This window comes from Lysinibacillus sp. FSL P4-0201, from assembly GCF_038593425.1.
GTDB lineage: Bacteria > Bacillota > Bacilli > Bacillales_A > Planococcaceae > Lysinibacillus > Lysinibacillus capsici.
Genome location: NZ_CP151995.1, coordinates 370,861 through 393,780, shown reverse-complemented (window position 1 = coordinate 393,780; position 22,920 = coordinate 370,861). Strand labels below are relative to the sequence as shown.

40 protein-coding genes are annotated in these 22,920 nt (G+C 35.4%); 11 read left to right on the top strand and 29 right to left on the bottom strand.

Features of this window, described 5'->3' with window-relative positions; genetic code table 11:
* Positions 1-12: 12 nt before the first annotated feature.
* From MKY76_RS01940 to MKY76_RS01875, 14 genes are all read right to left on the bottom strand, one after another.
* Complete coding sequence (locus tag MKY76_RS01940) at positions 13-237, bottom strand: hypothetical protein (protein ID WP_342557330.1); 225 nt, start codon at positions 235-237, stop codon at positions 13-15.
* Entirely contained in the window at positions 237-980 is a 744-nt protein-coding gene (locus MKY76_RS01935; RefSeq protein ID WP_342557329.1) for an MBL fold metallo-hydrolase, read from the bottom strand. Before MKY76_RS01935 ends, MKY76_RS01940 begins: the two co-directional genes overlap by 1 nt.
* A gap of 15 nt (positions 981-995) precedes the next feature.
* A complete protein-coding gene (locus MKY76_RS01930) occupies positions 996-1,196 on the bottom strand; it encodes a hypothetical protein (RefSeq protein WP_066036999.1) in 201 nt (66 codons plus the stop codon).
* A 141-nt stretch (positions 1,197-1,337) separates the two neighbouring features.
* Entirely contained in the window at positions 1,338-2,216 is an 879-nt protein-coding gene (locus tag MKY76_RS01925; protein WP_342557328.1) for a RecT family recombinase, read from the bottom strand.
* Between the two features lie 2 nt (positions 2,217-2,218).
* A complete protein-coding gene (locus MKY76_RS01920) occupies positions 2,219-2,413 on the bottom strand; it encodes a hypothetical protein (protein WP_342557327.1) in 195 nt (64 codons plus the stop codon).
* Positions 2,410-2,997: a hypothetical protein gene (locus MKY76_RS01915; protein WP_342557326.1), complete on the bottom strand. Its 588-nt coding sequence runs from the start codon at positions 2,995-2,997 to the stop codon at positions 2,410-2,412. The genes MKY76_RS01920 and MKY76_RS01915 overlap by 4 nt, the downstream gene beginning before the upstream one ends.
* Before the next feature lie 2 nt (positions 2,998-2,999).
* Complete coding sequence (locus MKY76_RS01910; protein ID WP_342557325.1) at positions 3,000-3,923, bottom strand: AAA family ATPase; 924 nt, start codon at positions 3,921-3,923, stop codon at positions 3,000-3,002.
* A gap of 80 nt (positions 3,924-4,003) precedes the next feature.
* Positions 4,004-4,132, bottom strand: a complete 129-nt coding sequence (locus MKY76_RS01905; protein WP_320938877.1) for a hypothetical protein — start codon at positions 4,130-4,132, stop codon at positions 4,004-4,006.
* A gap of 9 nt (positions 4,133-4,141) precedes the next feature.
* Entirely contained in the window at positions 4,142-4,414 is a 273-nt protein-coding gene (locus MKY76_RS01900; RefSeq protein ID WP_342557324.1) for an AbrB/MazE/SpoVT family DNA-binding domain-containing protein, read from the bottom strand.
* Positions 4,411-4,941: an HNH endonuclease signature motif containing protein gene (locus MKY76_RS01895; RefSeq protein WP_342557323.1), complete on the bottom strand. Its 531-nt coding sequence runs from the start codon at positions 4,939-4,941 to the stop codon at positions 4,411-4,413. The genes MKY76_RS01900 and MKY76_RS01895 overlap by 4 nt, the downstream gene beginning before the upstream one ends.
* Positions 4,942-5,027: 86 nt before the next feature.
* The gene (locus tag MKY76_RS01890; protein WP_112116255.1) at positions 5,028-5,258 is read right to left on the bottom strand and encodes a hypothetical protein; all 231 of its coding nucleotides are present in this window, start codon (positions 5,256-5,258) and stop codon (positions 5,028-5,030) included.
* Positions 5,258-5,587: a hypothetical protein gene (locus MKY76_RS01885; RefSeq protein WP_342557322.1), complete on the bottom strand. Its 330-nt coding sequence runs from the start codon at positions 5,585-5,587 to the stop codon at positions 5,258-5,260. Before MKY76_RS01885 ends, MKY76_RS01890 begins: the two co-directional genes overlap by 1 nt.
* A 16-nt stretch (positions 5,588-5,603) precedes the next feature.
* A complete protein-coding gene (locus tag MKY76_RS01880; RefSeq protein ID WP_342557321.1) occupies positions 5,604-5,810 on the bottom strand; it encodes a hypothetical protein in 207 nt (68 codons plus the stop codon).
* A gap of 13 nt (positions 5,811-5,823) precedes the next feature.
* Positions 5,824-6,084 carry a hypothetical protein gene (locus tag MKY76_RS01875; protein WP_342557320.1) on the bottom strand — a complete coding sequence of 87 codons (261 nt, stop codon included), beginning with the start codon at positions 6,082-6,084 and terminating at the stop codon, positions 5,824-5,826.
* Between the two features lie 58 nt (positions 6,085-6,142).
* Between MKY76_RS01875 and MKY76_RS01870 the strand changes: the two genes are divergently transcribed.
* A complete protein-coding gene (locus MKY76_RS01870; RefSeq protein ID WP_342557319.1) occupies positions 6,143-6,490 on the top strand; it encodes a hypothetical protein in 348 nt (115 codons plus the stop codon).
* 238 nt (positions 6,491-6,728) lie between these two features.
* On the opposite strand, the gene MKY76_RS01865 is transcribed toward MKY76_RS01870, so the two are convergent.
* From MKY76_RS01865 to MKY76_RS01850, 4 genes are all read right to left on the bottom strand, one after another.
* On the bottom strand, positions 6,729-6,944 hold the full coding sequence (locus tag MKY76_RS01865; RefSeq protein WP_342557318.1) for a hypothetical protein: 216 nt from the start codon (positions 6,942-6,944) through the stop codon (positions 6,729-6,731).
* A 73-nt stretch (positions 6,945-7,017) separates the two neighbouring features.
* A complete protein-coding gene (locus tag MKY76_RS01860) occupies positions 7,018-7,203 on the bottom strand; it encodes a helix-turn-helix domain-containing protein (RefSeq protein ID WP_328025084.1) in 186 nt (61 codons plus the stop codon).
* A 10-nt stretch (positions 7,204-7,213) separates the two neighbouring features.
* The gene (locus MKY76_RS01855) at positions 7,214-7,405 is read right to left on the bottom strand and encodes a helix-turn-helix transcriptional regulator (RefSeq protein ID WP_112117130.1); all 192 of its coding nucleotides are present in this window, start codon (positions 7,403-7,405) and stop codon (positions 7,214-7,216) included.
* Between the two features lie 16 nt (positions 7,406-7,421).
* Positions 7,422-8,138, bottom strand: coding sequence for an ORF6C domain-containing protein (locus MKY76_RS01850; RefSeq protein ID WP_112117129.1), 717 nt, complete (start codon positions 8,136-8,138; stop codon positions 7,422-7,424).
* A 60-nt stretch (positions 8,139-8,198) separates the two neighbouring features.
* On the opposite strand from MKY76_RS01850, the gene MKY76_RS01845 reads away from it, so the two are divergent.
* The 4 genes from MKY76_RS01845 (at position 8,199) to MKY76_RS01830 (ending at position 11,040) form a co-directional block, all read left to right on the top strand.
* Positions 8,199-8,423, top strand: a complete 225-nt coding sequence (locus MKY76_RS01845; RefSeq protein ID WP_112117128.1) for a hypothetical protein — start codon at positions 8,199-8,201, stop codon at positions 8,421-8,423.
* Between the two features lie 497 nt (positions 8,424-8,920).
* Positions 8,921-9,340, top strand: coding sequence for a helix-turn-helix transcriptional regulator (locus MKY76_RS01840; RefSeq protein WP_342557317.1), 420 nt, complete (start codon positions 8,921-8,923; stop codon positions 9,338-9,340).
* Between the two features lie 22 nt (positions 9,341-9,362).
* Positions 9,363-9,773 carry an ImmA/IrrE family metallo-endopeptidase gene (locus tag MKY76_RS01835; protein WP_322611461.1) on the top strand — a complete coding sequence of 137 codons (411 nt, stop codon included), beginning with the start codon at positions 9,363-9,365 and terminating at the stop codon, positions 9,771-9,773.
* Positions 9,774-9,849: 76 nt separating this feature from the next.
* Positions 9,850-11,040, top strand: a complete 1,191-nt coding sequence (locus tag MKY76_RS01830) for a site-specific integrase (RefSeq protein WP_341385424.1) — start codon at positions 9,850-9,852, stop codon at positions 11,038-11,040.
* 352 nt (positions 11,041-11,392) lie between these two features.
* Here MKY76_RS01830 and MKY76_RS01825 read toward each other — a convergent pair whose 3' ends face one another.
* The 3 genes from MKY76_RS01825 to MKY76_RS01815 all read right to left on the bottom strand — a co-directional run bounded on the left by MKY76_RS01825 (position 11,393) and on the right by MKY76_RS01815 (position 12,233).
* A complete protein-coding gene (locus MKY76_RS01825) occupies positions 11,393-11,560 on the bottom strand; it encodes a hypothetical protein (protein WP_181574629.1) in 168 nt (55 codons plus the stop codon).
* A 210-nt stretch (positions 11,561-11,770) separates the two neighbouring features.
* Positions 11,771-11,962: a hypothetical protein gene (locus MKY76_RS01820; protein ID WP_305193759.1), complete on the bottom strand. Its 192-nt coding sequence runs from the start codon at positions 11,960-11,962 to the stop codon at positions 11,771-11,773.
* Positions 11,952-12,233, bottom strand: a complete 282-nt coding sequence (locus MKY76_RS01815; RefSeq protein WP_342557316.1) for an HTH domain-containing protein — start codon at positions 12,231-12,233, stop codon at positions 11,952-11,954. The genes MKY76_RS01820 and MKY76_RS01815 overlap by 11 nt, the downstream gene beginning before the upstream one ends.
* A 327-nt stretch (positions 12,234-12,560) precedes the next feature.
* On the opposite strand from MKY76_RS01815, the gene MKY76_RS01810 reads away from it, so the two are divergent.
* Complete coding sequence (locus MKY76_RS01810) at positions 12,561-13,166, top strand: stalk domain-containing protein (RefSeq protein ID WP_342557315.1); 606 nt, start codon at positions 12,561-12,563, stop codon at positions 13,164-13,166.
* Positions 13,167-13,741: 575 nt separating this feature from the next.
* A complete protein-coding gene (locus tag MKY76_RS01805; protein ID WP_232735603.1) occupies positions 13,742-14,206 on the top strand; it encodes a hypothetical protein in 465 nt (154 codons plus the stop codon).
* Between the two features lie 22 nt (positions 14,207-14,228).
* Here the strand turns inward: MKY76_RS01805 and ytxJ are convergent, their stop codons facing one another.
* From ytxJ to MKY76_RS01780, 5 genes are all read right to left on the bottom strand, one after another.
* A complete protein-coding gene (ytxJ, locus tag MKY76_RS01800) occupies positions 14,229-14,573 on the bottom strand; it encodes a bacillithiol system redox-active protein YtxJ (RefSeq protein WP_066038413.1) in 345 nt (114 codons plus the stop codon).
* Between the two features lie 96 nt (positions 14,574-14,669).
* Complete coding sequence (locus MKY76_RS01795) at positions 14,670-15,083, bottom strand: VOC family protein (RefSeq protein WP_054549048.1); 414 nt, start codon at positions 15,081-15,083, stop codon at positions 14,670-14,672.
* A gap of 70 nt (positions 15,084-15,153) precedes the next feature.
* Entirely contained in the window at positions 15,154-15,795 is a 642-nt protein-coding gene (locus tag MKY76_RS01790; RefSeq protein ID WP_269897438.1) for a 3-oxoacid CoA-transferase subunit B, read from the bottom strand.
* Complete coding sequence (locus MKY76_RS01785) at positions 15,792-16,499, bottom strand: CoA transferase subunit A (protein ID WP_004229828.1); 708 nt, start codon at positions 16,497-16,499, stop codon at positions 15,792-15,794. Before MKY76_RS01785 ends, MKY76_RS01790 begins: the two co-directional genes overlap by 4 nt.
* An 83-nt stretch (positions 16,500-16,582) precedes the next feature.
* Positions 16,583-17,491, bottom strand: coding sequence for a LysR family transcriptional regulator (locus tag MKY76_RS01780; protein ID WP_342557314.1), 909 nt, complete (start codon positions 17,489-17,491; stop codon positions 16,583-16,585).
* Positions 17,492-17,732: 241 nt separating this feature from the next.
* Here MKY76_RS01780 and MKY76_RS01775 point away from each other — a divergent pair, with 241 nt between their 5' ends.
* Together MKY76_RS01775 and MKY76_RS01770 are read left to right on the top strand one after the other, a co-directional pair.
* Positions 17,733-17,948 carry a hypothetical protein gene (locus tag MKY76_RS01775; protein WP_315059253.1) on the top strand — a complete coding sequence of 72 codons (216 nt, stop codon included), beginning with the start codon at positions 17,733-17,735 and terminating at the stop codon, positions 17,946-17,948.
* Between the two features lie 65 nt (positions 17,949-18,013).
* Positions 18,014-18,415 (top strand): hypothetical protein, encoded by a 402-nt coding sequence (locus tag MKY76_RS01770; protein WP_342557313.1) that lies wholly within the window; start codon positions 18,014-18,016, stop codon positions 18,413-18,415.
* A gap of 276 nt (positions 18,416-18,691) precedes the next feature.
* Here MKY76_RS01770 and MKY76_RS01765 read toward each other — a convergent pair whose 3' ends face one another.
* Positions 18,692-19,330: a LysE family translocator gene (locus MKY76_RS01765; protein ID WP_066038411.1), complete on the bottom strand. Its 639-nt coding sequence runs from the start codon at positions 19,328-19,330 to the stop codon at positions 18,692-18,694.
* Between the two features lie 192 nt (positions 19,331-19,522).
* Here MKY76_RS01765 and MKY76_RS01760 point away from each other — a divergent pair, with 192 nt between their 5' ends.
* Positions 19,523-19,945 carry an SRPBCC domain-containing protein gene (locus tag MKY76_RS01760; RefSeq protein ID WP_048393204.1) on the top strand — a complete coding sequence of 141 codons (423 nt, stop codon included), beginning with the start codon at positions 19,523-19,525 and terminating at the stop codon, positions 19,943-19,945.
* Positions 19,945-20,265 carry a metalloregulator ArsR/SmtB family transcription factor gene (locus MKY76_RS01755; RefSeq protein WP_048393202.1) on the top strand — a complete coding sequence of 107 codons (321 nt, stop codon included), beginning with the start codon at positions 19,945-19,947 and terminating at the stop codon, positions 20,263-20,265. Before MKY76_RS01760 ends, MKY76_RS01755 begins: the two co-directional genes overlap by 1 nt.
* A 40-nt stretch (positions 20,266-20,305) precedes the next feature.
* On the opposite strand, the gene MKY76_RS01750 is transcribed toward MKY76_RS01755, so the two are convergent.
* On the bottom strand, positions 20,306-21,085 hold the full coding sequence (locus tag MKY76_RS01750) for a YqhG family protein (RefSeq protein ID WP_112117119.1): 780 nt from the start codon (positions 21,083-21,085) through the stop codon (positions 20,306-20,308).
* A gap of 17 nt (positions 21,086-21,102) precedes the next feature.
* Positions 21,103-22,617 (bottom strand): SNF2-related protein, encoded by a 1,515-nt coding sequence (locus MKY76_RS01745; RefSeq protein WP_342557312.1) that lies wholly within the window; start codon positions 22,615-22,617, stop codon positions 21,103-21,105.
* Between the last annotated feature and the right edge of the window lie 303 nt (positions 22,618-22,920).

Sequence of the window (22,920 nt, the reverse complement as noted above, 5' to 3'; positions counted from 1 at the left end):
CACTCACCCTATTCATGCTTTCAATTGGCTGCTCATGTATTCAATGAGTTCCTTTGAAAATTCCTCAATATCTTTGCGACTACTACCTGTGTATGGTCTGTTTAACCAATCATCAATGCGATCCGCAACTGATCCAGTAATACTTTTAGATTGAATGGACTCTAATTGCCTTTTTAGCTCTATGTTTTCAATTTGTAATCTCAACATAGCAGTTAAAATTAATTCATAAGGATGCATTAAATGACCTCCAATTTGTAGTGATTGCCTGCTTGGTATCCCTTTTTTAATAACTCCCTTTTAACGGTCATTTCCGCAAGCGTAGGGAGGTTGTTCTTGCTACTTAAATGTGTAAGATAGATTCGTTCCCCTTTGCCCACTACAAGCTCTCTGAGGGCTTTTGCCGTTTGTTCATTTGATAAGTGGCCAACATGACTCAATATTCGCGCCTTAACGCTGTTAGGGTAATCAGAAGCTTCAACCATTCGTGGCTCATGGTTGGCTTCAATGATGTAAATGTCACTATGCCTCATGGCGTTCAACATGCTTTTATCAACCAGGCCAGTGTCTAAGCAAATAGATACTTTAAAATTATCTAAATTCCATACAACGTACCCTCTCGGATCGATTGCATCGTGATGAACATTAAAATGGCTTACTATGAATTGGCCACAACCGAAAATACCACCAACACCAATTGGCCTAATTAATTCATCTTCAACAGTAGTGATGTTTTTCCACTCACGTTCACCAGCATACACAGGGATTTTGTATTTATTGGCCAATGGCAGACCTTTAATATGATCGCTATGTGCATGTGTAACAAAGATACCTTTAACGTTATTAGGTGTTATACCTACTTCCAGTAGACGTTTCTCTATTTTCGTTTTAGCAATGCCTGCATCGATCAGAATGGTAGTTTCATTGGTTGTTAAAGCAATACAGTTGCCACTTGAACCACTTGCTAAGATGTCAACTTTCATGCAATACCTCCTAATCTATTTTTTTATAAAAAAATCTTTGTATGAATCTCCATCAGAATCAGGATACATTGTGAACTGTACACTTTGGTTATTGTCATTTAACACGCCGAATACCCATCGTTTACCAATGGACGTCACTATGTACTCAGCATCTTTAGTGAGTCCTAATGAAGCATTACTTGTATGTGCAATCAATACATCACCCTTGTCCAGCACGTTTTTTCAACTCCTTATGGCACCGTGAGCATATTTCTCGCCCACGGTACAAGTTGTATTCATTTTCATTCATTTCTCGCCCACACAGCTTACAATCCTTATTTCTCTCATAAACTATTATTTGTGGTAGTTTCATAGTTTTTACTCTAGTAAATCGGCATCGTTTGACTGTGAAGCTAGCATTTCGATATTCATATTTAGTAGCTCAATTAAGCCAACTAGTTCTGATTCCGTAGCTGTTGTAGGATCAATGCCTGGTGCATTTTTATCCAGGTATTCTTGCATAGCCTTTTTCGTTGTAATACCAAGTTGTTTAAATTTTGCTTTGACTTCCTTGAGTAATTCTTCTGAGCGAGTTAATACAGGCTGTCCAATAGGTGCCTCTATTTGCTCCTGGGTAGGTGTAATATCCCTGCGTGTTTGCGTAGCAGGTTGAGGTACATCATTTTGGGAAATCGTTACATCCTCGAATGACAAACCGTATTGCTTTTTCAAGGCGCGTTGCTGAACATGCTTACCAAACATGTCACTTGTCCACTTGTTCCAGTTGTCTTTATTTTGACCTGAGAACATATGAGCAACTTCCTCAATGTCCATAATTACTGTTACAGGTGGATAGCCTTCTCGGTAAGCAACTGAATAGGCACCAATAATCTTTCCACGTGGGAAGCCGATTTCGTGTTGAATCACTTCCATTTGCTTTGTTTCTTTATTCATAGCGATTTTAAATTCATCGTTTTCATGCACCATTTGTGTATCAGGTGGGATAAAGCCCTCTTGTTCACGCGCTTTTGAAAGATAAGCCTCAGCTGCAAACTGTATACGTGCTTGGCTACCATATTTAATAAAGAAGATTTCATTTTTGAATGGATCTAAGCCATATGATGCCGCCTTGTGAGCGAATAATAGAAATTCTTGATCATTGGCTGTTGGAGCAATTGAGTTTCGAATAACCTGCAATACTGCAGGTTGAAAAGCTTCTGTAATTTCAGGTGTTAAAGTAGGTAGGTTTCTGTTCATAATTAACGTGCCTCCGTAAATTTATTTAGGCCATTCTTGACCTGTTTTTTCATACTTGCATATGCTTTGCTGTAAAGCTCATCGACATCTTGGCCAGGCTCTACGGTAATTGTGATACCTGCTTCGACTCGTATATTTTCAAAGTCTGGAAGTTTTTTTAAATACGTATAATTGACTGTGATTTCTTTAACGTTCATTCAGAAATGACCTCCAATTCTTTACCTGCAACAACTTGGCTGATTATGAGTTGTCCATTTGGTTCTTGGAATTTAGTAATTGTTTCACCATTGTCTACAAAGCATGGTGCAATTACCCCACTTTGCGTTGAGAGTACATCACGTACTTCAAGACCTGCCCTTGTTTTTTCGCTAAATGATAAATGTGAATAATCTATTCCATCCATTTGGACAACAAAAGTCGCGTTTTCTTCATCCTTTGTTTTCAATTCTTCAAACAATTTAATTGTTAGATTTGTGAATAAGTCTTGCACTTTCTTGACTTGTAATTCTGCTTCTTTTGCTTCGAAATCTTTAATAGCATCCAAGATAAAAATGGACTCATTAAGTAATTCAAGCGTTTCTTTTTCATTGGCTTCTGCAGCAATAACTTGTTCCTCTAAGCGCTTATACTGCTTATGCTTTGAAATCTCGTACTCTATAGGATTAATCTTTTCTTGAAGTGACCGCGCTTTTTCCAATTGCTCAGATACGTCCACGTATTCAAGTGTTTTAAGTTCTTCTTCTAATTCTTTTCGTTCATCTACAACTTCTTGGAATTTCAACTTTACTTGTTGAATACGTTGCTCTGCTCTTTTTCTGCCTCTACAGCACCAATAGCTTCATCTTGTAACGTTTGGTGACAAACACGACAAGTATCTTGTATAGGTTCGTTTTTTAGCTTATTAAAGGTTTCTTTGATATGATCACGCTCAGTTGTCAAAGTATGAATTTTGCTATGAAGTATGTTTATTCGGCCATTTGTTTCTTGTGCTTTATCAGTCACAGCTTCTATAGCATTTCGTTCTTTAACAAGCTGCTCTAATTCCACATTTAGTGAGTCTAATGGAACTGTTGGTGCCTGTTGCTCTAATTGTTCTTGCAACGTTTTTGTACGACTCCTAGCTTCGATATATTGTTCGTTTAATTTGCTCTTATTTTTTTTGTGAATCTCTCCCAAATCTCTCAAAGAGTGCTTTTTAACCAATACTGATAACTTGTCTGATTGTGGCTTAGGCAGCTCTTTTAATACCTCTTTATTTGCAGGTGCAGTCGTGTATTTTAAGATCATTTGACGCTGCTGTTTCCAATTAAATGTGAAAAAGTAATTTGGATTAAACAATGACAAAAATAAATGTTTGTCAAATAGTTTCTCTACAACCTCTTTATATTCGGTAGCCTTTGAGGGAACTTCATTAACATAGAATTTATTGCTCCCTTTATCGATTTCGCGACTCAGTAGTAAATCTTCTCCATCAACGCTTAAATGTAGTGTTACCAGCGTATTATCTGCCTGATACGTTTTTGGTGATGGTTCTAATTTGCCACCTAATAAACCAAAGCCGTATAATAGCCATGTAACAGCTTCACCAATGGAGCTTTTACCTTTTGCATTATCTGCGAGGATCTTAGTCATGTCGCCAAACTTAACTACTAGATCCTTGTGGCTTTTGAAATTCTGTAAGGTTAATTGATTGAATTTTATTTCCACATTTTTTACCTCATTTCGTGTTATAATGTCTTTGAAAAGACTTGTATCTGAGCCTGAACCGTTCTAGCGGTATGGGCTCTTTATTTTTTGTCCATAACAATAGTGCCAAGCTGCCATTCGGCAACAAATTCATGAAACTCCCAACCTTTATTGGCCAGGTCGTGTTTTACGAAATAATCGCCCAGGACTTCTAAAAGACAATCATTCATTTTTTTCACCTACTTCAACTCAATTTCAGTGATTAATTTTTTAGCTTCTTCGGGGCTTAAAATGAGCTTGCCGCCTAGTAAAACGAAATTGTCATCTGAGACTTCACCAGTAACCGCACACGCCATATTAGGCTTGTATTTTTTTAGAATTACTCCACCGTCACGGTCTGTAAAAATTTCTAATGGATCCCCTTCTGCAATTTCCAAAGTTCTACGAATTTCCTTTGGGATAACCACACGTCCTAAATCATCGATTCTACGAACAATTCCTGTTGCTTTCATTTTGTTTTCTCCTTTCGATTAAGAGCGCCCATTTTTGTATAGATATTTGCAATTACAACACCTGTCTTAGTAAGTTCAGGATCTAGATGAAATAATTTATTTTGATTCATCCTTGCTAGCTGCGCTCGAGTAATTAACTGTAAATTTTCTAGTGAAATATTAAGTTTGTTTTGATCAAGAAAAATTAGAACATGACCTTTTGGTATTGGACCATTTGCCTTTTCCCATACCACCTTGTGTTTATGTCTCCATCTTTCATGCCAAGTACCTGAGTCAGAAACTTTAATTAATACGTAACCGTCACGGTCAATACGCTCAGTACCTACAGGTTTATAATTCTTTGGCGTATCCCCTTTTTTGAAAGAAGTGCGATTGCCTCCCACGTTGTAAAGCCCTTTTGTACCTTTATTAACAGGTGTACTACCTTTTTCAAATTGTCCTGTACGACCACTTTTAATGTTATGATTTGTCAAACAAGCTTTTAATTGATTCATGTTGATATTTAATTGAAATTCTTGATTGAGCAAAAACAGCAGATCTCTTTGACTATTTGATGGATAATGCTTACGTAAGAATTCTTTTTGCTCATGTGTCCAGGTATGACGCAATAACCTCACCCTTCCAACATTTTTGGTTTTTGAAGATCTTTTGACTTGTACTCTGTATAAAATTTCTGAGCTTGCAATACTATGGAACCGTTAGAGATTATTTGATTTGCTACACTGGTAACAGCTTTTGCCCTTTCGATTTCCTCTGTTAATTTGTCGCCAGCTAGATCTTCATCACTCAAACGTTCCAGTTGTGCAAATAAATGATTGTTTAAATCACCTAATGTGTTTCGCATTATTCTTCACGCCCTTTCACTGGTAGATCAAACCACTTAGCAACAGCTAACATGCCACTTAAAAAGTATTTTTCAAACAAAATGTCAGATTGAGAATACTTGTCATAGAAGTAATTGAATCGTTCAACTGGTGTTTCATTTACTTCATAACCGATGTATAATGCGCGAATTAGCATATCTAAACTGATACGGTTTAGTGCTTGATTCTCGTCTAACAACCATCCTTCTGGTTTTGTCACATGAGCATAAATAATCGCTTCATTACTAAAAGTTCTAGTAACATGATCTAGAGCATCTGCAACATCACGACTAACCTTTACCTTGTCCATTAAAGGCACCATCCTTTCAACTAGTTATTTTCATGAACAGCTCACGATCATTATTAGCAAGAGCCATATCGATCAAATGTTGGCGGTTCATTTCTTCGATTTCATTTACAAGATTGATAGTATTTGGATTTAAGATAATGCCATCTTCCTTAATCAAATGTCCTTCATTTACAGCCATTTCAATAGCTTTAGCTGCGGCTGCTCTGAATAAGTCCTCAAACAACTAAATCACACCCCTACCATTTAATAGTTAGACCTAAACCTGATAAGTGTTTGTTAGCTATATAGCCATTTTCTTGTAATGTCTGTTGGAAAATAGCAACGATTTGCTTATTGGTATTTTGGTAATACGTATACTCACAAAGACCTTTCTCAGCTTGATTTTCAATGCCTTTAATAAGGTTTTTAAAATCATCACTTTGCAATGCGTCAGCCTTTAATTTGTCAAAGTTACTGATAGTTACTTTTTTCATCTCAGCTGCAGGTTGTAGTTTCATTTTTATTCCTCCTTATATTTCCTTTCTGTTAAACTATTGGTAGAAAGGTGGTGTTAATATGGCTATAGAAACACATGAAAATAAATACTTAAAAAATTGTTTGAGATGCAATCATGAAATTACTGATTTAACTGAAGATCACATTTATTGCACTCGATGTGGTTCACCTATTCGTAATGAATGTACTGGAACATTATCTTTCATTGAAGATATCAATGAACTACCAGAACATGATTTTGAAGGTGAAGATGAGTTCGTTCTAGAACCAGATGCTGCATATTGTCCAAAATGCGCTTCACCATCTCTTTTCAATCAAGAACAATTAATTGAAGTACGGTATGCAACAGTTGAAATGGTTAAACAAACTGGATTTAAGATTAGTGAAGAGGATGAAATTCCGTTTTAGTAACCGTATTTAGTTCCAGTTTTGTCCCACAGCGTGTGCAGTATTTAGCTTCTGGTATGTGAAATTCTTTACTGCACACGTTGCATTTACATTGCATTGTTTCAGTAGGCATAATTTTTGTTCCCACTCAATCAACCTCCAAATAGTTTGATATATTTACTTTGTTTGATAGATTTACTTTTGACGTGCTGATACTGCTTTCTTTAATGCTTCACCGACTAATACGACTGGAACTGGTTTAATTTTCATTTGGTTTCACCTCGCACCAATCTTTGTCCACAGGATCTAAAAAATAGTTTTTATCATTAACCACATAAAAAGGTATTTCTCCAAATCTCGAACCTGCGACTGGAAATATCACTTCCATACCATCCAATACATCTACGTGGTTTCCTAATGCCTTTTTGACACTTAGAGGCGCATGTTGCTTAAAGAGTTTTTTGCTAAACCGCATTTCTTCGCCAACTTTCTCAACATCAATTGCTTGTCCTCATCCGACATTGCTAGCCATTTTAGGTTGGTTGTGTTCATTTGGTTTCACCGCCTTCTGTATTAGTGATTAACCAATGCTCAATTGTAGGTCTGTGAAACAAAATTCTTCCTCTCACTTTTGTATGAGGAATTTCTTTTTCGCGCGCCATAGTGTAAATAGTTGTTTTACTAACGCCCAATTCACTTGCAACTTCATCTACCGACATAGTGAGTTTTTCCACATGCTTCACCTCACCTAATCCCAAAAACTTGTATGATTTTAAGTACCAACTCATTAGCACGCGGACCTGTTTTCTTACCTGTTAAAACTTCCTGTACATACACAGGTGTTTTGTTGACCATTAACCCTAGTTGTTCATAGGTCATGTTTTTACTTTCCTTGTATTCAAGGATTCTTCTGCGTGCTTCCATTGTTTCTGGCATACTTACACTTCCTTTCTCACTCAAAAGCCATTTGGCTATTGCAACTGTCAATCTCCATCTGTAATGATGTGGATGGACGCCATAGGCTGATAAATCTTAACGCTTCCTCATGCTTCACTTTTGGTATATCTCCGTACCTTGGAACTTTAAAATATTGCTTGAACTCATTCCAAAATGCAGAGAACACTTTTTTGCTAATTTCTTGGTAAGCTATTGAATCTTTACCGCCTAAAGCTTGTACAATAGATTGTTTGGCAGCTTGTTGGATTTCTTGTTGTTGTAGACCATCTATCCGCATATTGCCTTTTAGGTAGTCCACATCTGTTTTGATTTCTTTGATAGCCTGTTCATGTTCAAGTGCTGCTTTTAATGCGAGTTCTAAACTATTGTATTGCGGTTGCTCAATCACTTTGTAATACTCGTCCACAAGCAATTCATAAGCCTCCCACGCTCTATCTGTATTTAATGACTTAGCGTGAAGCCACGCACCTTTTTCTGTCCATAGGTAGAGCGAGGATGTGTTCTTTTTAACCACTCCTAAATTTTCGAAGTCGTGTTTGAAGGCTTTCAATTCTTCACCTTGTAGCAAAATGAAATGTTTACCTTCTTTATACCGTTCCTTATTATTGTTGAAATTTTGCTGAACTAATTTTTCTTCAGCTTCATAATTTTCTGCAAGCTGTGCTGTTGTTAAAACACGTTTACCACGTAGTTGAATGACTGTTAAATTCAAATTGTTTCCCTCCCTACGATTACCTTTCTGTTAAACTATTTCTGAAAGGTAGGTGATATCATGACTACATTTACTGAAATAACAAAAACAATTGAAGTAACTGATTTCCATGAAGTAAATGAATTACTTAATAAAAACTGGGTTTTGTTATCGGTTCTTCCAGGAATCAAAGATAACAGCCCTGCATTCGTTTATTCTCTAGGTTATCCTCAATCCGCCGTTGAAGCTGACTACATCAACAGTGAAATTGAGCAGCAAAGAAAAGAAAGAGAATCACTTGAATAGTAAATAGTAAAAGTTGTTACCATGAGGATGGACTGCAAGTAGTTTCCATCCTTGCTTTAGGTGTTCGTTTACATCGTTCACATTGATGAACTTTCTTAATTCTTTAACCTCTGCTAATGCAGGGGTTTCTTTTTTCTTACTCAATCCTTCTCACCTCACTTTATTAAAAATTCATACCGTCGTCGGCTCGGTATCACAGCGCTTTGATTATTATATAAGCTAAATTATTAGCTAAATTGACTATAGACATTGACCTAAAATAACTTATATGCTATTATTTGTGCATAGCTAAATAAGACTTTAAAAAGCCTGTTAAATCAACATTTTGAACCGTTCCCCAACGATAAAATGATTTTATATAGGTTGTCTTTTCTATTGTCTTAAAGCGAATAACTTAGCTTATGAACACAGTATAATAGCACAAAAGTTATTTGTCAAACTAAAATGACTTAAAAGTTATTATATTTTCTTCATAAGCTCATGAAAGGCTGATACTAATGGGTTTAGTTGAAAGAATAAAACTTTTATGTGACGAGAAAAAAACTAATTTTGCTGAGGTTGAAAGAAATATTGGCATTTCTAATGGTCAAATCAGAAGATGGAATACATCTACCCCTGGTACAGATAAGTTAGAAATGGTGGCAGATTATTTTGATGTATCTGTTGACTACTTACTTGGTCGCACAGATAAAAAACGTTACTACGATTTAACAGAAAAAGATGAACGTGATATCGAAAGAGATCTGGAGCGAATCCTTAACAGTGCGGAAAGTGAACTCGGTCTTGCATCATTCGATGGTCGAGTATTAGATGAAATGGATCAAGAGGACAGGGAACTATACATTACCTCATTGAGAAATGCTTTGAGATTGCATAAGAGACTTGCCAAGAAAAAATTCACTCCTAAAAAGTATTGATAAGTAGATAAGGCGTGATGTTATGGATACAAATAAATTGATTAAACAATTAATAAAAAAGTACGGCACATCTAATCCTTTTAAAATTGCCAAGGCTATGGATATAACGATTGTATATGAAGATTTAGGGAGTTCGTGGGGTTATTTCAGTAATTTATACAGAACCTTTATTATCCATATAAATAAGAATTTATCCTATGAAAAACAAATGCTAACTTGTGCTCATGAACTCGGTCACGTTATCCAACATCCTGAGCACAACATGGCTTTTTTAAAAGCAAACACATTTTTTTCAACAGATAAATATGAAACGGAAGCCAATCTATTTGCTGTTGAATTACTATTTTCTGATAATGACAATCCTATTACTTATGAAGAAGCAATAAATACATACGGAATACCAGAACAATTTCTTAAAAATTTTTTACCCTAAACAGAACATGCATTCTATTAAAGGTGGTGATTAGTTAGAGCATATCTGAAAGTTAAATCGAAAGGAGAAATTTTAAATGGCAAGTATCGTAAAACGTGGAGAAAATTCATATCGTTTCACTGTTTATTTACCTAAAGATGCAAAAGGTAGGTATCCACGTGAGACAAAAACTATTACTATAGAAGAAAAAATGACTCCAAAGCAGTTAAAGGAATTTTTAGATCGAGAGTATCTAAAATTCAAAAATGAAGTTTTGTCAGGAAATTATGTAAAGGTAGAAAAAATCCTTTTTAAAGATTTTGCAGAACAATGGGAAAAGGATTTTGCCTCAACTCTTGCTTTAACCACTTATGGGAATCATCAGCGGAAATTAGAACTTCATATAAATCCTATTATTGGCCATATGCCAATGGATCAAATCAACGCATTCCATCTTATGTCCGTTGTGAGAGATATGAAAAGATATGATGGCAAAGATGAGCCAGTAACCTATCATAGTAAACAAGATGTGTATAGAACATTAAAAAGCATATTTAAGTATGCTGTGAAGTGGAATGTTTTATCTAACAACCCTATGGATGGAGTTGAAAAGCCTCGTCCAAGCGATACTGATGATGTTGATAAAGAAATGCAAATTTATGAAGAAGATGAGATTGAAACATTAATGTATATGTTACAAAGTGAACCTGAACTATGGAAAATGATGTTCACTTTAGCACTAGCTGCCGGATTACGGAAAGGAGAATTGTTAGGTTTAGAGTGGAAAGACGTAGATTTTGAGAATCAACAGATATACATTCACCAATCTATTGTTTTGACTAAACAAGGTCCACATATCAAAGCTACTAAAACCAAAAAATCTAAACGTTATGTGACATTACCTGAGTCAGTTATGGAAGAATTAAAAGCATATCGTATACATTGGGCAAAAGAAAAATTGAAAAAAGGTGGTAAATGGATAGAACAAGATAGAGAATGGCTATTCCATTCATTTGATGGTACTCATTTATATCCAACAAGCCCTTCTAAACATTGGAAAAATTTTATCGATGGGCATAACTTTAAGTACATTAGGTTACATGATTTGAGACATACTTCAGCATCATTATTAATCGCACAAGGTGTGCATGCTAAAATTATTAGTGAACGTTTGGGACACGCTGATATTTCAGTGACAATGAACACTTATGGACATGCTTTTAAATCTGCCGATCGTGCAGCTGCTGACAAATTAGATAACTTCTTTAAAGTAAAAAAACAATCTTAATACCAGTTAAAATAACTGGTGCTATATTGGTGTTAAACTGGTGTTAAAATTGTTTATAAATAATTGTAATCAACGATAATTAATGATAAATACTTTTCAGAAAGCTTTTATTAACGGCATTTATTGCTATTATTTATAAATAATTTTCGTGTAACAACTCATTTGAGGAGTGGTGGTTTAAAACTTTCTATAATAACTACGGCATACGCGGCTTTTACTTAAATAGTGTTATATCAAGGTTTCTACAGCATCTTAGCCAAATTGGTTAAGGTGCTTTTTTCCCAAAATAGCCAATGGGGTTAAATTGAGGTTAAACCATTATAATTATTGGTAATTAAAATTAAACACTTGTTTATCTCCGCACAATATACACTCTCATGCGAGGCTCAATATACATTTTTTTATCAACAGGCTTATTAACATTTGTGGATTCCTTCTTAAATTTCATTTCCTCATATTGATCTTCCAAATCAAAAATTGCTAAATGCCCCTGCAGTTCCATATATTCAAAATGAGTCATATTCTATTTCCCCTTTCACCATTCCAGCCAGTTTTCTAAGTTTGGTCTACTACATATTTCTGTTTGATTATCACGCTCATTCAGCCAATTATAAAAAGTACTGGACGCTCTCTATCTGCTGTTTCTTCTATAGATGATGAATTAGTCACCTTCATACTAGAACGTTCTACAGCTTTGTTAAACGCCCCTACAAATACAGCTCTTAATGTACTATTGATAGTTAATGACACCGTTCACAAAATCACGTATATCGTTCATTTTTGTAGCCAAGATACATTTGTGAAGTTGATCTTTTAATTCATCTTGTATTGGCATCGAGTGCATGAAATCGTGTAGCATTACTTGGTACTCGTTCATGTATGCCTTTTTCTTTTCAGCTTGCAAAGCTAATTCATTTACCAAGACTCCTAATATTATTTGCTTGTTTAGAACTTAAAAGATTTAGATGATTGGTTTTCAGATTGTTGCGCTTCAACCTTACTCTCACAAGGCTTTTCAGCATTTCCACGCTGGGACATTGTAAGGCAAATAATGTAGATGCTGCTCCTTGTCCACCTTTGCTTTTTACAGTGGTTTCTTTCTTAACGATCCCTAACGATTCCAGTTTTGAAATAGCCCGATAAACTGTCTTTGTGCTGATCTCCAATGCTGCTGCAATTGTGGCAGCTTTCAAATGACAAGCCCCTGGATGTTCTGAGAAGCAAGTTTGAAAACGATGGCACGTTCTGATTCTGTTAAATCATAGTAATGAGCCGCAATGTGTTCCTCAACTGCTGTGTCCATGTCTGCTACTGATTCAAATGTTTTATAAGTTGCTAATTTTAGTGAAAATGAATTAGAGGAGATTGCAAACGCTTTAGATGCAAAATATGAGGCTCATTTCGTTTTAGAGGATGGACGCAAGTTTTAAGTTACAGATAACTAATATTGGTTGTCTGTTTTTTATTATGTACAAATCTCATTAAATTTCCTATTATAGTTAAAAAAGGGGGAATTTAATTTGAAAAAAACAACAGTATTATTTAGTGTATTAATTTTACTTTTAACTTTTAGTATGGGTGCTTACGCTGCAACTAAATACAATTTTACTTTTGATGGCAAAAAACAATCTATCGATGTGCAGGTAATTAATAATCAAGCATATGTACCTTTAAATGCTGTTTCAGACCTTTTTGGGGGAAAAGTGACTTACGATAACAAAACTAAAACGTATGCTGTTACATCTAATGCCACTGGAACAACTAACACTCAGAATGGATTAACACAAACAATTGGTAATATTACAGTTAAAGTTGATAAAATTACCCAAGATGCAGATTCACTTAAAGTTTTTGTAACATATATAAATAACTCAAAAAAAGAAGCTATGACTGGGGATAGTCTCTCTAAGATTATCGCTAACGGAAAACAATATGAATATGACTTTGATTTTAACTTTGCCAGATACTATGATAAGGACGTAGCAAAAGCAGCGAGTTACATTGAACCTGGAGTAACAGAGAGTTCAGTGATATTTTTCAAACCAGTATCTACAGATAAAATTAACGTTGTATTAAATGCAGGTTGGGAATCCTATCGTTTTAATGATGTAAAGATTCAAAAATAATAAACGCAAAAAAGCCCAGGCTCAAACTTAATTGAGTACCTGGGCTTTCATGGTTTAAATTATAAACAAAATTTTTTCACATTAAATCTCCAAATTAGGCATTGTTATCCTTACAGCTAATTCTACTATTGGTTTTGAGAAAGTACTTGGAATCATGGGACTTGGCAAATCTCCATCATGATTGGCAAGTCCAAAAGAGCTTCTCCTATATGAATCCAATCTATATCATCTGTACCCTCTATAAAACCTATAAATGATAATCTGCACTATAAGTATCATATCCATCCTTATTGGGGATTGCTCTCCAAACTTCGGCTTCTTTTGTAGGATCTACTCCAAATTGTTTAAAGAAATTCAAAATCTGTTTTCATCTGACAACTTCAGAATTCGGCTTTTTATACATGATTGATACAGCACCTTAGCTATTTAGGTTAAGGTGCTTTTTATATTCAACCTACTCTCCTCTTCTCCTTATTCAATCACTTCCTAACCATTCATAAAAAGTAAGGACAACCTTCTTGTATTTTGTATAATTCCCTCCCATTTTGCGCATAGATGGAGTAACAAGGGAGGTTATGACATTGAAGAAAATAATTTATCTATTGGTTTTTACTTCACTACTGTTAGTAGCTTGTGGAAAGAGCGCTGAACCAAAGGAAGTGGCAGTCGATCAAAATACGAATGTTGAAGATATTGTAGGCGCTATTGTGAAAAACGAATTTTCTGTGGATGAATCAAAAGACGGTGTTGTCACAATTTCCATTCAAGATACAGATGTAACAGAAGGATCGAAAAGCCAGATGCTAAAGGATTCTACTAAAATTTTCGCTGATTTGTCCAAATTAAAAAATGTGAAGACACCTGCTATTACTTGGTATGCTCCTCTCACTGAACCTGATGGGGACAAAACAATGACCGAGGTTTTGAATATTTATTTTAGTGAAGAGGATTTTCACAAAATAGACTGGGCCAATTATCTACAGGTCGATATCGAGTCTAGCGCTACAAATTATCATGAAGATGAGGCTTTAGAAGATTAATCACATAAAGATACCCCATAGCCTATTGTGGAGTATCTTTTTTTACATATTGTTCTATAGCGTTTTCCAAAAGAGAGTGCTTTATTTTGTAGTGAGTTGCTTGCCAAATTCCTTTCCCACCCTGCAGGATTATTAGTTGAGGAGATTCGTGCTTCACTTGAAGATCACAGGCAATAGCATTTGAAATTACCCGATCCATTTGTACAATGACAAGATATTTAGGCAATTCCGTTTGTAATTCTTTATATTCCTTTAATGCTGAAATACTACTTATACATGTCATGCTAATTTTTAACACAAGACAAGGTTTGAACTTCGATTGCTCTAAAACCTCGCACCATTTGTTTAATGTCGTTATTCGTTGCATTTAGTAACCCCCTAAACAGATTATATACTACAAGGGGTATTTTAGGTTACAAAAAAACACGAGACTACATACGTGCTCGTGCTTAAAATTTTCTATTTAAATGCCTTCCGTATTCATGAATACTAGACGCCAGCCATCAGGGTCTTCAATGGTTACCCCTTTCTCAGCCCAATATGGATTTTCAGGCTCAACTTCGGGATATCCCATGAGCGCAAGACGTTCGGCAATATGACGAATGGTATCTCTGTTTGGGATATAAAGTACGAGAAGATTGTCCTTACTTGGTGCTGGACAAGGGCTACCGTCACTATGCTCAGTAAATTCTAAGTGATAACCTGCATCTGGAAGACCAATCATTAAACCATTATAGCCACGATGTTCTGTAAACGAACCAATTTTCTTTAATCCGACACCTTCACAGTAAAATCGTTCTACTTCCTTTAGCTGATCGGTTGGTCTTGCCACACGCACCTGAGCGACTGCTAATTCATTTGTCCATTGCTGTTCCATTGTTATGAAATCCCCTTTTAGACTATTGTAAAATGAGACCATAACGCTGGAAACAGTCCTAAGTCTGAAGTTATTGGATAAGAGCAACGCTAAAAGAAGCAGCTGTTTTCTCTTTTACTTCCTCTAAAGAAACACCATCTGCTAATTCTATCAGTTGCATGCCCTCTTTCGTAAAATCAAATACAGCCAAATCTGTAATTAATCGATGTACCACACCTTTACCCGTTAGTGGCAGTTCACATTGTTTTTTTATTTTAGATTCACCATTTTTATTCACATGCTCCATGACGACAATCACTCTCTTTGCGCCAACGACAAGGTCCATTGCCCCACCCATGCCCTTCACCATTTTCCCCGGAATCATCCAGTTAGCAAGGTCTCCTGTTTCAGATACCTCCATACCTCCTAAGATGGCAAGGTCAATATGTCCACCTCGAATCATCGCAAATGATTCTGCACTGTCAAAGAAGGATGCCCCTGGAACTGCCGTAACTGTCTCTTTACCTGCATTGATTAAATCAGGATCTATTGCATCTTCTACTGGATAAGGACCAATACCGAGAAGACCGTTTTCGGATTGTAAGAGTACGTCATAATCGGTTGGGATCGCATTCGCCACAAGTGTTGGAATACCTATGCCTAAATTGACATTCATACCGTTGGCTATTTCTTTTACTGCTCGGTTAACAATTTTTTGTCTTGTATCCATCATGCTTCCCCCTTCTTCACCGTTAAACGCTCAATACGCTTCTCATAATTTTCACCTAATAATACACGTTGTACAAAAACCCCTGGTGTATGAATATGATCAGGATCTAGCTCGCCTACTTCTACAATTTCCTCCACTTCAGCTATTGTAATTTTCCCTGACATAGCAGCTAATGGATTAAAATTGCGTGATGTTTTTCTGTAAACTAAATTTCCTAGCTTATCGGCTTTCCATGCTTTGACCAGCGCAAAGTCAGCAACGATACCTTCTTCCAATATATATTCTTTGCCATCAAAAACCTTCACTTCTTTTCCTTCAGCAATTGGTGTGCCAACCCCTGTAGCTGTGTAAAAACCAGGAATTCCCGCTCCACCTGCACGCAAACGTTCTGCAAGAGTTCCTTGCGGTGTCAACTCTACTTCTAGCTCACCACTTAAAAATTGTTGTTCAAAAATCTTATTTTCTCCTACATAAGAAGCAACCATTTTTTTTATTTGCTTGTTTGCTAATAGTAGACCCAATCCCCAGTCATCTACACCACAGTTGTTACTGACAACGGTTAAATCCTTTGTTCCCTGTTGCACTAATGCTGCGATTGATTTTTCGGGTATACCACATAGCCCGAAGCCACCTACAGCTAATGTATCTCCATCCTTAATATCCGCAATCGCCTCTTCAAACGAACTCCATACCTTGCCATTCCCCATCTCGAAACCTCCCTAAATTGCTCGTTTATTAAGGAAAATTCTACATCATTGCTATTTTACAAGTAAAGGAATTAATTAGAATACTACTTATTCTTATATGGAATAAATCTTTTTTCCCCATTCCTACCTATCATTTCAAGTAACTGTTTTAATGCATAAGATTGATAGGTATTTTTCTTCGTAATAATCCCTAAACGCCACGGCATTTCAAAATCATCTAATGGAATTATTTTCACATTGGTATTTGTTTGCTTAGCTGCAATGGAATGGGGTAACAATGTAACCCCTAGATTGGAGGATACTAACTCTACAATCAAGTCCCACTGTGAACTTTTATAGCCGATTGTAGGTGTAAAGCCAACACTTTCACAGGATTTAATTATATAGTCGTGAAGCGTGAACTCCTCTGCAAAGATAATGAACGTTTCATTTTTTAAATCTTGTAAAGCTATGGATTTCTGGTGTGCATAGGGGTGAGATTCATTCATAAAGACATAAAACTGGTCTTCTATAAAGGATTGAACAGCAAACTTCCTTTCATCTACTGGTAATACAACGATGCCCATATCAACATCACCATTTTCAACTAGCATTTCTACCATTTTTGCACCACGTTCGATAAGCGCTAAATGTACTTCAGGATATAGCTGATGAAATCCCCTAGCGATTTCTGGGAAAAATAATGTTCCAATTAAAGGTGGAATTCCTAATTTGATAGCACCTGTCTTAATATTTAATAAATCGTCTAGCAAAATATGTAGTTCTTGGACAGCATGCATTATTTTTTGTCCTTGATGATAAACAATACTACCTGCGTCAGTAAGTTCTACATTACGCGTTGATCTGTTCAACAATTCAACTTGTAATGATGCTTCTAATTTTTTGATACTTTTGCTTAATGAAGGCTGAGATACAAAGGAATCATGTGCAGCCTTTGTAAAACTCCTATGCTCAACAACAGCCATAAAGGCTTTTAAATCTCTTAATTCCATCACTATCTTCTCCATTTATTCGTATTTGTTATAAAAGCATCTACAAGTACTACCCTTTAGCAATAAATTCTCCATCCTTTCTTTTTAATCCTTTGCAATGTGTTGAACTATAAAATTTAGATATTTTCACCCCTGCCATTATACTTATCTTTTCGACTTTTGGAGAGTTTTTTGAGAGTTATATGACCTACAATCAATTATAAATATTGTCATAATTTATCAAAGATTGGAGATGTAACAGATGTTGAAGCAATTGCTTGAAAATCGAATAGTTAATAGGCATTATTTAGGTCTTACATTTCAGCAACATGTTTATGAATTAAAGAACTGTGAGGAAGTTTTAGGAGTGAAAGCTAAATCGCTACATATTGAGAATCGTCATATTGCTGTTGGCTATATTGCTGATGACAGTATTTTCTTTAAAAGTGCTCACTTCGGAAATACCATGTCACTTTAACAGATGGAATTCATCAAGCAATTGTTCAGCTATTTGTACAACATTCTGGTGAAATTTGCATTGAAGTGAAACCTTATATTAAACATGCCAACATCGTGCCTGTTTATTTCCGGACAATTCTAGCTGATACTGCCATTGCCATTGACCTAAAAGGCGCATTAAAAAAATTCCTAGTAACTCATCATTATATGATTGAAGCAGATACGATCATGGAAGTTTATTATCAATCCATGCATCCCTATGTGCTCAAGAATTCTTATGCTGGGCATTTTGTTTTAGGGTGTACACCCGATGGTAGACAAGTAACAGGAGCCGAGGAGTATACATTAGCTAACCGTATAGCTAATTTAAAGTTTTCTCACATTATTATTCAGCAACAAGGCATACCAAAATTAATTGCTTTAAATATATTATTAACGTTTGTTATTACGAATAAGATTTTTGTTACTAACGAACTTTCTATGTAACTAATTGGATAGAGGATTTTACGATGTTATTTTCATTTATTTCATTGATTGTCATCATACTAGTAGCTTTATTTGTTATAAAATCTTTTTCTCTCTATAAAAAGCGTGCAGAAAAGAAAAAATTTTTACAAGAAAGACTTAAAAACCTTCTACTGACAAATATAAGCCAACTTAAATAAAAATTTTTCAAAGAGAAATGACCTTATCTTATTAAGTGCCAACAAAAAATACACCACCTTTATAGTAAAAAATAACTCTAATAAGGTGGTGTATTTTTTAGTGAGCTTTTTCTAATGCTAATTTAATGCCAAATGCAATTAATATTGCACCTGTTAATCCTTCAATTACTGCCTTAGTTGATGGCTTTTTCATAAATGCACTAATTCGATCTAAAAGGTACACGTAGAAGATAAACCATAGCATTGTTAATGCTGTGTAAATTAGACCCATTATTAAAAAAGGAAAAAATGTTCCACTATTTCCATCTACAAATTGAGGGAGAAATGTTAGGAAAAATACTGCGACCTTTGGATTTGTCACATTTGTGAGAAACCCTTGTTTAAAGCAAGATTGGTGGGAATATTTGTGTTCTATACTTCCTACATCGTCTACAACTGGAGATTGTGTTCGAATTGTTCGAAGTGTCCACAAGGTCTTGATTCCTAAATAACATAAATAAACCGCACCAACATATTTTAAAACAGCAAATATATAGGCGGATTTTACAATAATCGCCGAAAGTCCAATAACAGCCGCACAAGTATGAATTAATAAACCGCAACAAGAACCTATGATTGTTTGTAAACCGCCCTTTCTACTTACAGTCAGTGTGTTTTTTGTTGCAATTGCTGTATCAGGGCCAGGTAAAATAATAAGTAAAATGCACATAACTAAGAATACAGATATATTGACCATATTACGCCCACCCTTTCTGTCAGAAAATTATAAAAGTAATTGTAACATACGCCAAGTCCAACAGAAAGATACAAAATTTTTCCGTTGACATATAACCGTAGGGTGTTATATATTCATAACACCTTATGGTTATATTTTATACAGATTCCTCTGCTAGTGGACTTAATAACGTTGAAAAAGGAGTAATAGAACATGACTGAAAAATTACAGGATATTGTCAAAACAATTACATTAAATGCCCCTATCGAAAAAGTTTGGGAGACTGTCGCAACAGCTGACAAAATAGCTGCTTGGTTTATGCCAAATGATTTTCAACCTATCGAAGGATACGAATTCACTATTCAATCACCGTTCGGCCCATCACCCTGTAAAGTAGAACGTGTAGATGCACCGCACTTTCTACGATTTGCTTGGGATCAAGATGGCTGGTTCGTAACTTTTGAGTTAAAAGAAGTAGGCGAGCATACTGAATTTACTTTAACACATGGTGGCTGGAAGGAAGCTTCACATATTATTCCTAAAGCAAACACTGCTACTGAAGCCGTACGTACTAATATGGATAACGGATGGACAATGATTATTAATCATAAATTAAAAGAGGCTGCTGAATTCTAATGACTGAAGCAGCCATAAAGTATGATGTTTTTCAAGCAATTGCTGATCCCACAAGAAGAAGTGTTTTACAGCTCCTTGCAGCAAGTGACAGACCTATTTCCAATATTTCCGAGCATTTTACGATTAGTCGAACGGCTGTTGTAAAGCATTTAAAAATATTGGAACAGGCGGAGCTAATCTCTGCTCAAAAAAAAGGTCGTGAAAAAATCTATACGTTGCATAGGGAGCGTTTAAAGGAGATTGAAGATTGGCTCCAATACTTTCATTTATTTTGGGATAATAAATTGGCTCAGCTTCAAAGCATGGTTGAAGATCATTAAAGCAGAAAAAGAGCTGTCTTTTTGTCAGACAGCTCCTCATTTAAAAGAGATAAAATAATCCCCCATTAATGACTTCTATTTTAATTTTTGCTTCATATTGCTCCTCTAATGCTTTTTTTTCAATTTCATAACACTCTGGTTTATCCTCTATATCCTCATAAAAATAATCCAATACACGTTGATCACGTTGCCATCGTTTTTGTGCTTCCGTTGCCCAGGAATGGTCATCCTGCTCAATAATTGACTCAATTGTAGCTTTCAATCTTTCCAGTGCTCTGGCAGGCTTAATAATATATTGCACATGAAATACATTTTCTTCAGGTTCTATGTTAAAGTCCGAAGAACAAATCCTTTCATGAAAACCCTCCTTGATGACGCCCGTCAATAAATTAATGCCAAATGAGTAAAGCATTTCTTTTGTACGATCACAGCAATACGAAACTTTAAAGTTAACACCTAACCAGGGTGTTAAAATAACCTGCCCCATATCACGATCCACTTTTTCAAACAACTGAACATAAGCTCCTAGTTCCCTTGTAGCTAAAAATATCTGATTTAAACGTGGAGAGCCGTAATGAATAGCTTCCCCAAATAAATTACCAGCCATTGCTGTTTGATTTGTAATAAAGGTTACTTGCGCTGGATTTGGTTCGCTATTCGTTGCTTCAACATATTGCCAATAAAATGGCCTATTCATAATTCTTTTATCTATGTCTATCGTTAATTGAACGGTTAGATAATGATTCTCTTCTCCTAAAATTGCACAGTCATTCTCCATAAAAAATTCCTTTAAATAGTGGTGAACTTGCTGTGGATACATAGCTGCACCTCCCTACCTTATACAGATTCTTTAAAGTTTGTTAAAATGGCATCTAAATCGCCAACCACCTTCTCGAACACATCAATTTTTGTATGAAGCAATTCCAAGATTTTCTCTTCAATTGTATGTTCAATGGCAAGATTATAAATATGGACATCATGCTCCTGTCCCAAACGATGGACACGACCAATACGTTGCTCTAGCTTCATTGGATTCCAAGGTAGATCATAGTTGATTACATGATGACAAAATTGAAGATTTATCCCCTCTCCACCTGCCTCGGTAGCGATGAGCACCTGTGCTCTTTCTTTAAATAGGTGCTTCATATAATCTCGTTTACTTTTATTAAACTTACCATTAAATAGCACACTTGATATGCTATTAGAATGTAAGTACCATTGCAAATAAATTTGCGTAGCACGATATTCTGTAAAAATAATAACCTTGTCATTTGCTTGTTTAACAATTTCCAAAGTCTTTTCCGCCTTTGAATTCACTTCCAAGGTCATTAATTTAGTAATAATTGCTTCTATTTCTTGTGGTTGTACATGATCATCTAGCATATTCGTTAATGTTAATGCCGTAGCTTCCTTGCTACTACACATTTCTTTTTGCAACGTAATTAATGAAAATGACCCTGTGTTTTGAAGGTTGCCAAGCATTTCGTAAACTTCTCTTTCTTCGTCCGTAAATGTAATCGGTACAATTTGAACACGACGATTTGTCCAATCAATCCCCGTATCTTCCCTACGATTTCTTACCATTACCTGATTAACCAACTCTTTTAAATAATCATCATGTTCTAAATCATGCTTGCTAGCAGAGAAAGCCGATTGGAAGGCATCATAGTTACCAAGATGCCCAGGCTTTAATAAGGAGATTAAATAATACAATTCAAAGATATCATTTTGAATAGGTGTGGCAGTTAATAATAAGCAGAATTTTTTCTTTAAGCCTTGTACAAACTCGTAAATTTGTGTTTTATTATTTTTTAATTTATGTGCCTCATCAATAATTATCATGTCATAATCCTGCTCATAAATGCGCTCTCTATGTGGACTCTTTTTTGCCGTATCCATACTCATAATAAGGACATCATAGCGCTCTATCGGGCAATTTTTTTTATATGCGACGGCAGGAATATGAAATTTTATATTTAACTCTTCAATCCACTGATTAATTAAAGAAGCAGGTGCTAAAATTAATGCTCTTTTCACAAGACCTCGAATAAGGTATTCCTTTAAGATTAAGCCCGCTTCTATTGTTTTACCTAGCCCCACCTCATCAGCTAAAATAGCTTTCCCATTCATACGTTCAATAACTGTTTCAGCTGCTTCTAACTGGTGTTTCAAAGGTTGTAAATTAGGTAAGTACTTTGTAGCCTGCAATCCTGTAAAATCAGGAATTAGTTTCATTTTCACAATATCATAGTTCATCTTGTACAATGTCCAGCTATCCCATTTTTCAAGATGATTTAATCGATCGATAAAGCCCTCTTCCCACTCGGACGACCTTTCTATTTTCATGATCATCACCCCATGTCATTTTTTCTAGTTTAGGGTGTCCAAAAAAGGAAAAGCTATGTTATTTCTAGATGAAAAACACCTAATGAAAGTTATTTTTTCATTAGGTATTTGTTAATTCATATATTTACGGAATTGTTTTGGAGATTTTTCAGCAAATTCTTTAATGATAAATGAGAGTTTCTCAGGTACATTTTAGATTTTTTGAGTTGACGAACATTTTTTTCTCTAATAGATAGACTCTTTATTAAAATGTTTCGCCATATCCATGACAATCATATTCTCTGTATAATTTTCTTATATATACTCCAT

Bases quoted from the DNA above. Each gene is read 5' to 3' on its own strand.
- MKY76_RS01905 (WP_320938877.1), bottom strand. From the start codon at position 4,132: ATGAATGATTGTCTTTTAGAAGTCCTGGGCGATTATTTCGTAAAACAC.
- MKY76_RS01835 (WP_322611461.1), top strand. From the start codon at position 9,363: ATGGATACAAATAAATTGATTAAACAATTAATAAAAAAGTACGGCACA.
- MKY76_RS01885 (WP_342557322.1), bottom strand. From the start codon at position 5,587: ATGGACAAGGTAAAGGTTAGTCGTGATGTTGCAGATGCTCTAGATCAT.
- MKY76_RS01940 (WP_342557330.1), bottom strand. From the start codon at position 237: ATGCATCCTTATGAATTAATTTTAACTGCTATGTTGAGATTACAAATT.
- MKY76_RS01785 (WP_004229828.1), bottom strand. From the start codon at position 16,499: ATGGGGAATGGCAAGGTATGGAGTTCGTTTGAAGAGGCGATTGCGGAT.
- MKY76_RS01865 (WP_342557318.1), bottom strand. From the start codon at position 6,944: ATGCGGTTTAGCAAAAAACTCTTTAAGCAACATGCGCCTCTAAGTGTC.
- MKY76_RS01805 (WP_232735603.1), top strand. From the start codon at position 13,742: ATGACATTGAAGAAAATAATTTATCTATTGGTTTTTACTTCACTACTG.
- MKY76_RS01755 (WP_048393202.1), top strand. From the start codon at position 19,945: ATGACTGAAGCAGCCATAAAGTATGATGTTTTTCAAGCAATTGCTGAT.
- MKY76_RS01790 (WP_269897438.1), bottom strand. From the start codon at position 15,795: ATGATGGATACAAGACAAAAAATTGTTAACCGAGCAGTAAAAGAAATA.
- MKY76_RS01775 (WP_315059253.1), top strand. From the start codon at position 17,733: ATGTTGAAGCAATTGCTTGAAAATCGAATAGTTAATAGGCATTATTTA.
- MKY76_RS01760 (WP_048393204.1), top strand. From the start codon at position 19,523: ATGACTGAAAAATTACAGGATATTGTCAAAACAATTACATTAAATGCC.
- MKY76_RS01890 (WP_112116255.1), bottom strand. From the start codon at position 5,258: ATGCGAAACACATTAGGTGATTTAAACAATCATTTATTTGCACAACTG.
- MKY76_RS01765 (WP_066038411.1), bottom strand. From the start codon at position 19,330: ATGGTCAATATATCTGTATTCTTAGTTATGTGCATTTTACTTATTATT.
- MKY76_RS01920 (WP_342557327.1), bottom strand. From the start codon at position 2,413: ATGAACGTTAAAGAAATCACAGTCAATTATACGTATTTAAAAAAACTT.
- MKY76_RS01870 (WP_342557319.1), top strand. From the start codon at position 6,143: ATGGCTATAGAAACACATGAAAATAAATACTTAAAAAATTGTTTGAGA.
- MKY76_RS01925 (WP_342557328.1), bottom strand. From the start codon at position 2,216: ATGAACAGAAACCTACCTACTTTAACACCTGAAATTACAGAAGCTTTT.
- MKY76_RS01935 (WP_342557329.1), bottom strand. From the start codon at position 980: ATGAAAGTTGACATCTTAGCAAGTGGTTCAAGTGGCAACTGTATTGCT.
- MKY76_RS01825 (WP_181574629.1), bottom strand. From the start codon at position 11,560: ATGACTCATTTTGAATATATGGAACTGCAGGGGCATTTAGCAATTTTT.
- MKY76_RS01875 (WP_342557320.1), bottom strand. From the start codon at position 6,084: ATGAAACTACAACCTGCAGCTGAGATGAAAAAAGTAACTATCAGTAAC.
- MKY76_RS01840 (WP_342557317.1), top strand. From the start codon at position 8,921: ATGGGTTTAGTTGAAAGAATAAAACTTTTATGTGACGAGAAAAAAACT.
- MKY76_RS01855 (WP_112117130.1), bottom strand. From the start codon at position 7,405: ATGCCAGAAACAATGGAAGCACGCAGAAGAATCCTTGAATACAAGGAA.
- MKY76_RS01845 (WP_112117128.1), top strand. From the start codon at position 8,199: ATGACTACATTTACTGAAATAACAAAAACAATTGAAGTAACTGATTTC.
- MKY76_RS01750 (WP_112117119.1), bottom strand. From the start codon at position 21,085: ATGTATCCACAGCAAGTTCACCACTATTTAAAGGAATTTTTTATGGAG.
- MKY76_RS01745 (WP_342557312.1), bottom strand. From the start codon at position 22,617: ATGATCATGAAAATAGAAAGGTCGTCCGAGTGGGAAGAGGGCTTTATC.
- MKY76_RS01795 (WP_054549048.1), bottom strand. From the start codon at position 15,083: ATGGAACAGCAATGGACAAATGAATTAGCAGTCGCTCAGGTGCGTGTG.
- ytxJ (WP_066038413.1), bottom strand. From the start codon at position 14,573: ATGCAACGAATAACGACATTAAACAAATGGTGCGAGGTTTTAGAGCAA.
- MKY76_RS01780 (WP_342557314.1), bottom strand. From the start codon at position 17,491: ATGGAATTAAGAGATTTAAAAGCCTTTATGGCTGTTGTTGAGCATAGG.
- MKY76_RS01830 (WP_341385424.1), top strand. From the start codon at position 9,850: ATGGCAAGTATCGTAAAACGTGGAGAAAATTCATATCGTTTCACTGTT.
- MKY76_RS01900 (WP_342557324.1), bottom strand. From the start codon at position 4,414: ATGAAAGCAACAGGAATTGTTCGTAGAATCGATGATTTAGGACGTGTG.